Annotated in this window: 12 protein-coding genes; 7 read left to right on the top strand and 5 right to left on the bottom strand. The window is 44.7% G+C overall.

Translation table 11 applies throughout. The features are described from left to right. A partial coding sequence (locus RMO79_RS06105; protein ID WP_310482167.1) for a Uma2 family endonuclease occupies positions 1-593 on the top strand: 593 nt, incomplete at its 5' end. Between the two features lie 590 nt (positions 594-1183). Here the strand turns inward: RMO79_RS06105 and recN are convergent. Then, on the bottom strand, positions 1184-2923 hold the full coding sequence (recN, locus tag RMO79_RS06100) for a DNA repair protein RecN (protein ID WP_310482166.1): 1740 nt from the start codon (positions 2921-2923) through the stop codon (positions 1184-1186). 238 nt (positions 2924-3161) lie between these two features. Here recN and RMO79_RS06095 point away from each other — a divergent pair, with 238 nt between their 5' ends. Beyond that, positions 3162-4751 (top strand): pentapeptide repeat-containing protein, encoded by a 1590-nt coding sequence (locus tag RMO79_RS06095; protein WP_310482165.1) that lies wholly within the window; start codon positions 3162-3164, stop codon positions 4749-4751. 33 nt (positions 4752-4784) lie between these two features. Here the strand turns inward: RMO79_RS06095 and RMO79_RS06090 are convergent, their stop codons facing one another. Further along, positions 4785-5762: a spherulation-specific family 4 protein gene (locus tag RMO79_RS06090; RefSeq protein WP_310482164.1), complete on the bottom strand. Its 978-nt coding sequence runs from the start codon at positions 5760-5762 to the stop codon at positions 4785-4787. A 154-nt stretch (positions 5763-5916) separates the two neighbouring features. On the opposite strand from RMO79_RS06090, the gene RMO79_RS06085 reads away from it, so the two are divergent. The 5 genes from RMO79_RS06085 to RMO79_RS06065 all read left to right on the top strand — a co-directional run bounded on the left by RMO79_RS06085 (position 5917) and on the right by RMO79_RS06065 (position 10010). Next, positions 5917-6582 (top strand): class I SAM-dependent methyltransferase, encoded by a 666-nt coding sequence (locus tag RMO79_RS06085; protein ID WP_310482163.1) that lies wholly within the window; start codon positions 5917-5919, stop codon positions 6580-6582. Positions 6583-6706: 124 nt separating this feature from the next. After that, positions 6707-7948 (top strand): glycoside hydrolase family 10 protein, encoded by a 1242-nt coding sequence (locus RMO79_RS06080; protein ID WP_310482162.1) that lies wholly within the window; start codon positions 6707-6709, stop codon positions 7946-7948. Between the two features lie 58 nt (positions 7949-8006). Beyond that, a complete protein-coding gene (locus RMO79_RS06075) occupies positions 8007-8258 on the top strand; it encodes a TIGR03643 family protein (RefSeq protein ID WP_310482161.1) in 252 nt (83 codons plus the stop codon). 90 nt (positions 8259-8348) lie between these two features. Next, positions 8349-9299 carry a tRNA epoxyqueuosine(34) reductase QueG gene (queG, locus tag RMO79_RS06070; protein ID WP_310482160.1) on the top strand — a complete coding sequence of 317 codons (951 nt, stop codon included), beginning with the start codon at positions 8349-8351 and terminating at the stop codon, positions 9297-9299. Between the two features lie 39 nt (positions 9300-9338). Continuing rightward, the gene (locus tag RMO79_RS06065; RefSeq protein ID WP_310482159.1) at positions 9339-10010 is read left to right on the top strand and encodes an HAD-IA family hydrolase; all 672 of its coding nucleotides are present in this window, start codon (positions 9339-9341) and stop codon (positions 10008-10010) included. A gap of 46 nt (positions 10011-10056) precedes the next feature. Here the strand turns inward: RMO79_RS06065 and ung are convergent, their stop codons facing one another. From ung to RMO79_RS06050, 3 genes are all read right to left on the bottom strand, one after another. After that, entirely contained in the window at positions 10057-10737 is a 681-nt protein-coding gene (ung, locus tag RMO79_RS06060; RefSeq protein ID WP_310482158.1) for a uracil-DNA glycosylase, read from the bottom strand. A gap of 33 nt (positions 10738-10770) precedes the next feature. Beyond that, on the bottom strand, positions 10771-11421 hold the full coding sequence (nth, locus tag RMO79_RS06055) for an endonuclease III (RefSeq protein WP_396136536.1): 651 nt from the start codon (positions 11419-11421) through the stop codon (positions 10771-10773). Between the two features lie 131 nt (positions 11422-11552). Further along, a complete protein-coding gene (locus tag RMO79_RS06050) occupies positions 11553-12167 on the bottom strand; it encodes an aminodeoxychorismate/anthranilate synthase component II (protein WP_310482156.1) in 615 nt (204 codons plus the stop codon). Positions 12168-12744 lie beyond the last annotated feature (577 nt).

Raw genomic sequence — 12744 nt, 5'->3', positions numbered from 1 at the left:
GCATCTATACCGATCCAGAACGACCCCCAATCGTCCCCGATGGCTTCTTATGTCTGAATGTCGAGCGACACTATGACGAAGATTTGCGCCTGAGCTACCTACTCTGGGACGAGGAAGTATCACCCATTTTAGTGTTAGAAGTAGTTTCCACCAACCCAGGTGGTGAATACACTACTAAACTCGATGAATATACGCGGATGGGCGTACTATACTATGTCATCTACTCTCTTGAAAAGGTGCTCCACTTGGGGAAACCCCAAGACCGCACTTTTCGCAACCCCAAACGCCGCCGCAAAGCCAAACTAGAGATCTATAAGCTCGTTAATGGCAAATACGAGTTACAAGATGGCAATCCCGTCTGGATGCCCGAAATTGGTATTGGTATTGGCAGCGAACGCGCCAGCTATGACCGATTGACGCGGGAATGGTTGTATTGGTACGACCGAGATGGCCAACGCTATCTTACTCCTGACGAACAAATCGAACGTGCCGATCTATTAATCGGACAAGAACGCCAACAAACCGAACTCGAACGCCAACGTGCCGATCGCCTAGCAGCAAAATTACGCGCTCTAGGCATCGATCCTGATTAGTTCGCTCCCGCGCTGCCCTGCGGGGGTTTATCGATCGGTATTGTGGTTGTTGGTAATCAGCGCAGCGGTAGACGATAAATACTTGTGGGTTGCGGGTTTTACTGGTGGGGGCAGAACCCGGATCTGGGGGTCGGTACCCCCAGCCCCCCCGTTGAGAGGCGGAACGCCGCCCCTCAAACTCCCCTGCGTAAGGGTTAGTTAGTTGGGATCGGGGTGGGTGTTACTACATTCCAAGGATGGCTTCGATTCGAGGTCTGTCAAACTGAATTGTGGTTGTTGGCAGTAAGCACGGCGGTAGGCGATAAATACTTGTGGGTTGCGGGTTTTACTGGTGGGGGCAGAACCCGGATCTGGGGGTACCGACCCCCAGCCCCCCCGTTGAGAGGCGGAACGCCGCCCCTCAAACTCCCCTGCGTAAGGGTTGGTTAGTGGGGATCGGGGTGGGTGTTACTACATTCCAAGGATGGCTTCGATTCGAGGTCTGTCGATCGGTAATATTTGAAAGTAAAAATATTCAACACCACGAAGTTTACTCCTTACTCCTTACTCCGGTCAGTGAGCGATAGTCGAACTGTACTCCTACTTCCATCTTACTTACCACGCTGTTTAACAGCCTTCTTCGTACTAGTGGCTTGAGATAATAACGACGAGGCAAAAGAGGTGGCTTCTTGTGCTGATTGTCCGCCTGCGATTTGGGCGATTTCGTCGCGGCGTTGTTGTTGAGAGTGGAGTTCTTCGATGCGGACGATCGTGCGTTCGATTTCGGTAGCGGTTGATGCGCCGTTGGTTTCTTTAATCACCCGAAAATGACGATCGGCCATTGCGGCAATTAGAGGTTGGTGGGTGACGCACAGCACTTGCTGAGACTGGCTGAGGTGGTGGAGTTTTCCGGCGATCGATTGGGCGACTTTGCCCGATACGCCTGCATCTATTTCATCGAAAATTAAGGTTCCTGCGCCGCCGTTATTCGAGAAACAGGCTTTGAGCGCGAGGAGAAAACGGCTCATTTCTCCACCGGAGGCGGTAGCGGCGATCGGTTGCAGGGGTTCACCGGGATTAGGGCTAAATTGGAAGATAATCCGATCGGCACCATTCAGGGTGGGGGTTTGAGGTGCGATTTCGACTTTAAATTTGACTTTATCCATCGCCAACGGTTTGAGTTCGCCAATCAGGTGGCGTTCGAGATCGATCGCGGCTTGGTGTCGCAGGATGGTTAGTTGTTGACAGGTGGTGTCTAGTTCGATTTGTAATTCTCTAGCTTCGCGTTCTAGCTCTTCGAGGGATATTCCTGCCCCGGTAAGCTGGGTTAATTCTGTTTGAATAGCCAAGGCATGTTCGATCGCTTCTGTCAGGCTGGGGCCATATTTGCGGCAGATTAGCTTTAATGTCCGAATCCGTTCTTCAATTTCTAATAATCGATCGGGATCTGCTTCGAGGGAGTCGCCATAATAATTAATATCGCGTCCAGCTTCGGTAACTTGAGTGAGGGCGAGGCTGACGAGATCGAGGGTGGGTTGAAGGCTGGCATCGATGCCTGTCATCCCGATGAGGGTAGATTCGGCTTTGCCTAATAAATCGGCAACGGCGATCGAGCCGCCTGTATCATTTTGATAGAGTAATTGATAGACAGAGTAGCTTTGTTGCTGAAGATCGACGACGTGGCTGAGGCGTTGGCGTTCGGTTTCGAGATCGATAAGTTCGTCGGGGGTGGTTAGGTTGACTCGATCGAGTTCTTCGGCTTGATACTGGAGTAAGTCGAGTCGCTGGAGTCGTTGCTGTTCGTTTTGTTGTCGATCGAGCCACTGGCGATGGACTTGTTGATATTTACTATAGGCGATGGCGATCGCTTCCCGCTGCTGATGGATCTTTTTTCCGCCGTATAAGTCTAGTAATTCGCGCTGGTGGGCGGGATCTGTGAGTAAAACTGTTTGCCCTTGTGCGGTAATTTCGATCGACAGTTCCCGTAATTCTTGAATGAGCTGGCGGTTGCAAATTGCTCCATTGACGCGCAACCGCGATCGCAAATTGGTACCTTGCACGCTCAACTCGCGACTGCAAATCAGGGTATCATCAGCGGTATCGAATTCTCGATCGACCGACCATTGCCTAACTCGATCGGTCATTCTAAAGGTACCCTCGATCGTCGCTTTTGTCGTTCCCGTGCGAATCATCCGCACTGTCGCTTTACCGCCCAGTACTAGATCGATCGCATCTAGAATAATCGATTTTCCCGCACCAGTTTCGCCTGTCAACACATTTAATCCCGCTCCAAATTCTAGCTCTAGCTCATCAATGAGGGTGAAGTTTTGAATGCGGAGGGACAATAGCATCGAGGATAAGAGGTAAAGGGACGAGGGGACAAGGGGACGGGGAGACGGGGGGACAGTAGTCAACTTGTTGATATTCAGTAACTCCCATCTCCCATCTAATTTAACCAAGATCTGGGGTGAGATCGATCGGCGTAGTAACTTGACTTTCTGGGTAAAAAATTGCGCCGGATGATGGAAGCCACTGCCAATGGTAATAAACTAGAGTGGAAAAACTTCTATAGCCTGAAGGCTAACAGCTATGAACGACTCAGATAACGCTGCGGCTGCTGCCGGATTTGCCGATCGATTCTCCTCTGGAGAGGCTACGCCAACGAGCGATAACAATCTACCCGACTTCACCACTAATGGCTACCGAGTAGAAACGCGATTGTCTGAGCGTAACGAGCGTGGAGTGGCAACTTATTTAGCACGAGAGATCGATCTCGATTCGCCAGAGGCGACGCTGCGCGGTCGATCTGTGGTCATCAAACAGTGGCAAATGTCGCGCCAGATTGGAGTAAATGAAGATTATGCCAATTATTTACCAGCAATCGAGCGGTTGCAACAACTCAACCATCTTAATATTGCCTGCTACCTAAATTCCTTTGAGACTCCGACTGGATTTTGCGTCGTCCGTGAATATCACCCCGGAGTATCGCTCGCAGAGCTAGGGACGCTACCGCCAGCGGATATTAAATTGGTAGCTGATGTCGTCTTAAAAATTCTTAAAGATCTCCATCAATTAGAGCCGATCGTTGTTCATCAGAATATCAAACCAGAAAATATCATTGTCAATACCGAAACAGAATTAGAGATCTACCTCGTCGATTTTAGCCTACATCCGCATTCCGATCTCGTCGGCGGAAAGCCCGCTCCTTTGGAGAATCGTCTTCAATCGAGTCCATCTAGCGATCTCTATAGTTTAGGCATGTCTTTAATTTGTATGCTGACTGGTACTTCTACCTCACAAGCACAACATTTATTCGATCTTAATTATCGGCTCAATTTCAGACATTTATTACCTGCAACTATCGATCCAAAGTTGATTGCATGGTTAGAAAGAATGGTCGAATCTAATTATCGTCCAGAACATCTCAATGTTTTTACAGTAAAGCGTTCGACTCCTAAAATAGTCCCTGAAGAGCAACCAGAAAAATTGGGGTTTAAACTTCCCGAACCCAAACGTAGAACTAATTGGTGGGGTTGGGTTATCGGGATTGGATTATTAGTCGGTACTGGAATCTTCGCACGTCCATTTTTATTCCAGGAAAGCGACGAACTTACTCCTGCTCAAATTGCCAAAAATAATTCGTTTGTTAAAGAAGCTGAATTTGCAGCATCCGATCGTGGTAAATTACTGAAAGATAAACGTTGTCTCAGTTGCAATCTCGACGGGCAAGATTTTTCACGATTAGATCTTGCTGGTGCTGTCGTTCCCCAATCTAGTTTCAAAGGTACGAATTTTACTGGTACTAATTTGAAACTGGCAATTTTTCAAGATGCCGATTTGAATGGAGCTAATTTTAGTAAAGCCAACCTTCAGCAAGCTGCTCTATATGGTGCCAAAATTATCAGTGTAAATTTAGCAGGTGCCAATTTAACTAACGGAAAATTAGTCTATGCTAGTTTCAAAGGATCTGTATTACGCGATGCCAATCTCTCGAATGCCGATCTCAAATTTGCCGAGCTTCAGCAGGTAGATTTGAGAGGCGCGAATCTGACAGGTGCCGATTTGAGTAATGCCGATTTAACTAATGCCAATCTTCAAAATGCGATTCTAGATGGTGCTAAGTTAGACAACACAAATTTAACTGGCACGACAATGCCCGATGGTTCGGTTCATCCTTAGTTTAGTGGATAGTGGATAGGTTTTCCACACTCCTTACTCCTTACTTTCCGCATTATTTAGTTTGTGGATATAGTTCACTTGAGCTTGCCAGTATTCGGGTAAACTATCCCAGGGATTCTGGTTTGGAGTATTCGTACTATCATTAGTTATATAGATATAACCAAATCGATCTTTTTTAGTGCGATCGAGGATATTTTTCATTAATTTTCGGTTGGGTGCGGTATGAATTAAGGCTGCAAAACGTTGGGGAGAATACTTTTTCGTATATGCTGGTGGCTGATAGTTTTCCCAGGCTTGGAGATTGTTTTCAAATAATACCGTCAGATCGGCAACTTGTTGACTGATATAAGTTTCATCTACAATAGTTCCCGGATTAGCAATTACTAGATATTGTGGTGATTTAGCTCTAATATATCGATATAGTTGGTGATAATAATCGACTTTTTCTCGATTGCTACTCATCTCATCGATGAAAATCCCATCGACTTGAAAGTATTTAGCATATAAATCTATATCAGTTTTAACAGCTTGTAAATCTCTATTTGCATAGTTACTCGGTACGTAACCAACCATCTTTATCCCGGCTTGATGTAAATCTTTAATTCCTTGTTGATAATCTCTATTTGGTGGCGCGCGATCTGGGCCATTATTAGGATTAATAATTGCGACAATCGTTGCTTTTCTAGCCACAGCTACTACTTGTTTCCATAGATATTTTTTCCGATCGTACCAGTTAGGATAACTGTAGAGTGGTAAAAGAATTTTAAGTCTGGAATTATCACTCTTTTCTAAATTCATCCGATTTTGTCCGATATAATTAGTTTGCTGCAAATGCAGATCTCTAGCTTTTATCTGGAAATTTGGATGTGAAGTTATTCCAGAAATTGCATAACCGTTGGCGTTGGCGAAGCCTCTCGTTCGCGAAGCGTCTCGGAGAGAAGAGAAGCCTCTCCCAGGGAGAATCGAGCAAATAATCATTAAAACGGTTATTAAAATCCAGCGTAACTTCATAACTACTAATTTATTTTAAACCGATCGCCATTCTGCTGCTAGCTCGGATCGGAATCGATCGGATCTGGCGATAATAATCATTTAATTTTACACCAATAATGTAATAGCATAAAATAAACCTAGCTTACTGCGATCGGACGCAAGATCGAAACTCATGGATAGAATTCTCGAACCAGAAGTCATGGATACCTGGCTAGAAGCAACAGCTTACGATGCGATGGATTTTATGGCGGTAAATACCGCATTTAGTACCGATGCGATCGCGCTAGATTCACATGCTGTTAAAATTCTAGATGTCGGTACGGGTACTGCCAGAATCCCAATTTTAATGTGTCAACAACGACCTCAATATTTAATTACCGGAATAGATTTGGCACAATCGATGCTGATTATCGGTCAACGTAATATTGAAGAAGCAAATTTGACTCAGCGGATTAGACTAGAACGGGTCGATTCTAAACGGATGCCATATCCAGATTTAGAGTTTGACATGCTAGTTTCTAATAGTTTAGTCCATCACTTACCCGATCCATTTTCTTTTTTTGCAGAGGTTAAACGGTTGGTAAAACTAGATGGGTCTATTTTTATTCGCGATCTGATTAGACCAGAAAATGAGTCGCTTGTCAACGATACAGTTGCCAAGCTTGGTAAAGATTATGACACGCATCAGCAGCAGCTTTTTCATGATTCACTAAAAGCCGCACTCACGCTTGCAGAAGTTCGCGATTTACTCGATCGAGTCGGCTTAGATCGATTGAGTTTGACTCAATCTTCCGAGCTACACTGGACGATTTCTGGGAAAAGAAGTATCAATCGCTAGATCTAAGCTAATATTATATTTTAGATTTTACATTCATAAATATATCGTCAGCAGCTCAATTATCTAAAGCCCTTTCCCCTTACCTCACTATTTAACTTAACCTCACACTAACTTACAGATACATATGTTAAAGCGAAAATCTTGGTTGGGATTATGTATCGTTATCGGGCTAATATTTGCTCTGATAAGTCCGACAATATCATTGTCTCAATCTTTGCCAACTAAAGCGGCTAGAGAAATTCGCGGCGTGTGGATTACGAATGTTGATAGCGACGTATTATTTACTCGCGATCGATTGGCAACAGCAATTAAAGATTTGCGATCGCTAAATTTCAATACTATCTATCCAGTCGCCTGGAATTGGGGCTATACAACTTATCCTAGTAAAGTTGCTAAAAAAATCGTCGGTAGCAGTTTTATGCCCAAAAAGTCGGCAGGAATATTAATCGGTCGAAAGCTGAATAAGAATGAAGGATTAGCAGGGCGCGATGTTATGCAAGAACTGGTTACTCAAGGACACAAAAATGGTTTAGCGGTAATTCCCTGGTTTGAATTTGGGTTTATGTTACCCGCCTCTACCGATCCGGCTGGTTCCGATTTTGCCAAGCTTCATCCCGATTGGCTGACTCAAAAACAAGATGGCGGCACGATCTGGAAAGAAGGTAAAGATCCGCGCGTCTGGCTTAATCCCTTTAAACCAGAAGTAAAAAAATTTATCATCGATTTAGTCGTCGAAGCAGTTGGCAAATATGATGTCGATGGCATCCAATTCGACGATCACTTTGGCTTACCTTCCGAATTTGGTTACGATTCATTCACTGTTAATTTATATAAGAGCGAACATCAGGGACAAGTACCACCCACAGATTATAAAAATGAAGCATGGATTAACTGGCGTGCCGATAAAATCACTCTGTTAATGCGCGATCTATTTAAGGCAATTAAAGCCACAAATCCTAAAGCGATCGTCTCAATTTCTCCCAACCCTCAAACTTTTGCCAAAAGCTTCTTTCTCCAAGACTGGGCAAAATGGGAACGTCAAGGGTTAGTAGAAGAATTATTAATTCAAGTCTATCGCGATAAATTAACAACATTTATCGGCGAACTCCAAAAGCCAGAAGTTAAACTTGCCAGCCGACATATTCCCGTTGGGATTGGCATTTTAACTGGTGTCAAACCCAAGCCCATCCCAATGCAACAAATTCAATCCCAAATCGCCGCCGTTCGGAAAGAAGGTTTAGCAGGAGTATCATTTTTCTTCTATGAAACCTTATGGAAATTAACCAACGAACCAGCCGCAACGCGAAAGGATGGATTCCGTCAAGCTTTCGCCCGATCGGTTGCTCGATCGAGCATAATTAAATAAGGCTTTAGGCTTTAGGGGTAGAACTTACATCCGCTCTTTGATGCGATAAATAATTATTATGGAATTACCTGAATTAGATTCCGAAACGATCGATCGAGTCTTGGAAATGGCATGGGAAGATCGCACTACATTTGAATCGATCGAATTGCAATTTGGTTTATCAGAGCCGCAAGTCATTGCCCTAATGCGACGCGAGATGAAAGCTTCGAGTTTTCGGATGTGGCGCAAACGCGTGACGGGGAGAAACACCAAACACGCAACTCGTCGCGACTTCATCGCGGGGCGGTTCAAATCTCAAAATCAGAAATGATAAGGGCATCGAAAGTGAATAATGGATGGTGGATGGTGGATGGTGGAGCGTAAATTCCTTACTCCTTACTCCTTACTCCTTACTTTCTCCATGAACGATCTCGCGCAACAAATAGAAGCTCGCGCCCTTGAAATTGGCTTCCATGCCGTGGGAATTGCAGCTATCGACGCTAACACTACCCAAGTTGCCGCTACGCGCCTGCAAGAGTGGTTAGCGTTGGGCTATCAGGCGGATATGGCATGGATGTCCGATCCGCGCCGTCAGGATATTTATCAACTTATGCCTTCAGCAAAAACAGTCATTGCGCTGGCACTTAATTACTATACTCCCCACCAACGTCCAGATAGTCCAGCCTACGGTAAAATCGCGCGCTATGCTTGGGGTCGAGATTATCATAAAGTCCTGACAAAAAAACTCAAACAACTAACAGCTTGGTTGAGCCAATCATTCGAGGGGATAAATGCCCGTTATTACGTCGATACCGGGCCGATTCAAGACAAATTTTGGGCACAAGCAGCCGGAATCGGCTGGATTGGTAAGAATGGCAACGTCATTAATCGTCAATACGGTTCGTGGATATTTATCGGCGAAATTGTCACCGATTTGGACTTGACTCCCAGCCAGCCGCACGCCCAACATTGTGGCACATGTACTCGCTGCATTACTGCTTGTCCGACAGGTGCAATTACGCAACCTTTTGTAGTCGATGCCAATCGATGTATTGCCTATCATACGATCGAAAACCGCGCCGAAACTTTACCACCAGAAATCGCGACTAATCTTCAAGGATGGGTTGCAGGGTGTGACATTTGTCAAGATGTTTGTCCGTGGAATCAAAGATTTGCCCAGCCGACGGATGTAGCAGACTTTCAACCAAATGCCCGTAATCTCGATCGTACCTTAACCGAACTAGGATCGCTCACAGATGAGGCGTGGGATCGCAGCTACAGAGCCTCGGCGTTGCGTAGAATTAAACCAGCGATGTGGCGACGCAATGCAATTGCAAATCTTCATAATCTGGGGATCGCAATCGAACGTTAATTAGATTACAATTTTAAAACTGGCATCGGCTTCTCACAAATGCGAAACAATTCTAAACTTATCATTTTTGATTTTGATGGCACCTTAGCTGATACCTTAGGGGCATTGCTGCGGATTAGCAATCGCTTGGCACCAGAGTTCGGCTATCCACAGATTGGGGATGAGCAGTTAGCAAGCCTTAAATATCTGAGTTCTTGGGAAATTATCAAGCTCTCTAAAGTTGCCTTATGGAAGCTCCCATTCTTATTGAAACGGGTGAAGGAAGAGTTTCCTGGAGAAGTGCGGAATGTGAGATTATTTCCAGGCGCGATCGAACTATTGAATACCCTCAAAATGCAGGGATATACATTAGGAATTGTCAGCTCTAATGCCGAGCAAAATATTCGATCGCTATTAGCTCAAAATCAGATCGAACATTTATTTGACTTTGTGTCATCAGCATCGACTTTTGGTAAAGGTAAAGCAATTGGTAAGCTACTGAAGCAATATCAATGTCCTAAGTCTGATGCGATCTATATCGGTGACGAAATTCGCGATATTCAGGCGGCTAGATCGATCGGCATCCGCGTTGTCGCTGTCGGCTGGGGATTCAATGCGCCTACGGCTTTGATCGATCGACAACCAGATCTATTAATCACGAAACCCCTAGCATTAATTAATGCCCTCGCCCGATTTTATCCCGCTCAAGCCAGCAATTTGGCGTGCTTATAATTCAATAATTTTATCAATAAGGTAGATATCTCGCAATCGAACTCTACTAAAGATCGGGAAGTTGCCAATTAATTTTCGGCTGCCTATATGACTCTAAAGCTGTATTAATTGCCGAAAAAGGCTTGCTCCCAAAAAAACCATTCCGTGCCGAAAGTGGCGAAGGATGCGCCGATTGAATGACCGAATGTTTGGTTGTATCGATTAATTTTAATTTCTTTTGAGCGTAAGCACCCCACAACACAAATACAACCGGATCTGGTTTATCGCTCACCTTCCTAATTACAGCATCTGTAAAAGTTTCCCAACCCTTATCTTTATGAGAGTTAGGCGTATGCGCGCGGACGGTTAGCACTGCATTGAGCATGAGAATTCCTTGCTCTGCCCAGTTTACCAAATATCCATGCTTGGGAATTTCCAACCCGATATCGGTGTGAAGTTCTTTATAAATATTGACTAGCGATGGTGGTGTTTTAATGCCGGGTTTGACTGAAAAACACAATCCATGTGCTTGATTATCATCGTGATAAGGATCTTGTCCGAGGATTAAAACTTTGACATTTTCATAGGGTGTTAATTCAAAAGCCGAAAAAACATCCCCAGCAGGTGGGAAAATAGTTTGAGTTTGTCTTTCTCCGATCGTAAAATCTTGCAATTTTTGAAAATATGGCAGTTCAAATTCTGCTGCAAGTACTTGTTGCCAAGAGTTAGAAATTATCGGCACAGACATGTTAATGATTGATGTTAAGGTGGAGGATATGGGCTAAATTTTCTGTTCGCAGGCATCTATTAAGACACACTGGCTGCATTGAGGACTGCTAGCAGTACAGGTATAACGCCCATGTAATACCATCGCTGGGCCAAACAAGATCCATTCTGACTGCGGTACGATCTTCATTAAATCTTGCTCGATTTTATCGGCATTTTTCTGCCCTGATAACCCCATCCGCTGACTGACACGAGCGACATGGGTATCGACAATCACGCCCGATGGCACTCTAAAAGCACAGTTAAGGACGACATTTGCCGTTTTACGCGCGACTCCTGGCAATTCTACTAATTGTGCCATCGTCTGCGGTACTTCTCCCTCAAAGCGTTCCAGGAGTATCTGACAAACATTTTGAACTGTTTGCGCTTTTTTGCGATAAAATCCTGTCGGTTTTAAATCTTGCTCTAGCTCCGACAACTCGGCGGCGGCGTAGGCGGCAGCGTTGGGATATTTAGGAAATAAGGTTTTGGTGACTTGATTGACGCGCTCGTCGGTACATTGAGCGGCGAGGATGGTGCCAACTAGTAATTCGAGGGGCTTTTCCCAATCCAGCTCGTAAGTAGCGTTGGGATGGACTTGTTTCAGTTTAGCAACGATTGTCTCGATTCTGCTGGAGAGTGGTGCTAATGATTGGTTACTAGTCATAGAAATATCGATCGCGATCGAGTAACTTTTAGGTGTCATGCAAACATCACTATAAATATTATAGTACATTTGTTTAATATCCCACCCTAAAGTTAGTATACCCAGATCGATCGAACGGCATTACAATGGGATTATGAATCGATCGGGATAGGTTTCGATTTAATCGATGTCAGAAAGTTGTGGAGTAATTGTTTGCCAGAATCTGTCAAAATACTCTCTGGGTGAAACTGTACGCCTTCAACGTGGGGATAGTCCCGATGACGAACGCCCATAATCGTACCATCTTCTACCCAGGCATTAATCTCCAGACAATCCGGGCAGGTAGCTCGATCGATAACCAGGCTATGATAGCGGGTAGCGGTAAATGGATTAGCTAAACCCGCAAATACACCTGTACCATTGTGGTGGATTTGGGAAGTTTTGCCGTGCATTAAAACTGGTGCGGCGACAACGTTACCGCCAAATACTTGACCGATACTTTGATGCCCCAAACAAACACCTAAAATTGGGTACCTGGTGCCTAATTCGCTAATAATTGCCAGCGATACCCCAGCATCTTCAGGACGACCAGGCCCAGGCGAAATCAAGATGCCATCGGGAGCAAGAGTATCTATTTCTGCTAAAGTGATGCGATCGTTCCGATAAACACGAATATCTTTAGCAATGGCTAATTCTTGTCCGAGTTCGCCCAAATACTGAACGAGATTATAAGTGAAGCTGTCGTAATTATCAATAACTAAAATCATCGTTACACTATTTCGACATTATTCAGTGTAACAGGATCGCCGATCGATTCAAAACTAAAAATTGCGATTTCCAACGAATCTGGATTTAACTTGTCAATTAGGTCGCAAGTGCATCATTTTCAGCACAGTCAAGACTTGATGAGTCTGACTGACTAAATAGTCCCAGACGTTATGCTAGCAGCGAAAATTTTGCCCTATCTTCTCGATCGCAACGCTGTAGCTTCTAACCACATCTTGTGACAATACATAACCCCTGGGGTTTCTAACCGCTGCTCTGCATGGCGGACTTTGCAACCATCGATGAAACTATTTTTGATGAAACCGATCCCTTAGCCGTTTCTAACCGCTGCTCTGCATGGCGGACTTTGCAACATTAGCCACAATTTCAATCATAGTCTAATCAACAGCGGTCTTCAGACAAACTCAAAGAAAATGTTTACAAAAAAGGAACTATAACTACTAACAGAAGTACTCAATCTAGAGGGAGTAAAAGATCTGGTGACAATGTGGCGACTTCTCCATCAGCCTCCGCATCCCACCTAGCGGGGACAGATCGTGTATTTTTCGCACTGCGAAA

Source organism: Chamaesiphon sp. VAR_48_metabat_403, assembly GCF_031422475.1.
GTDB lineage: Bacteria > Cyanobacteriota > Cyanobacteriia > Cyanobacteriales > Chamaesiphonaceae > Chamaesiphon.
The sequence above is the reverse complement of the archived record's forward strand: the minus strand, read 5'-3'. Positions and strand labels throughout refer to the sequence as shown.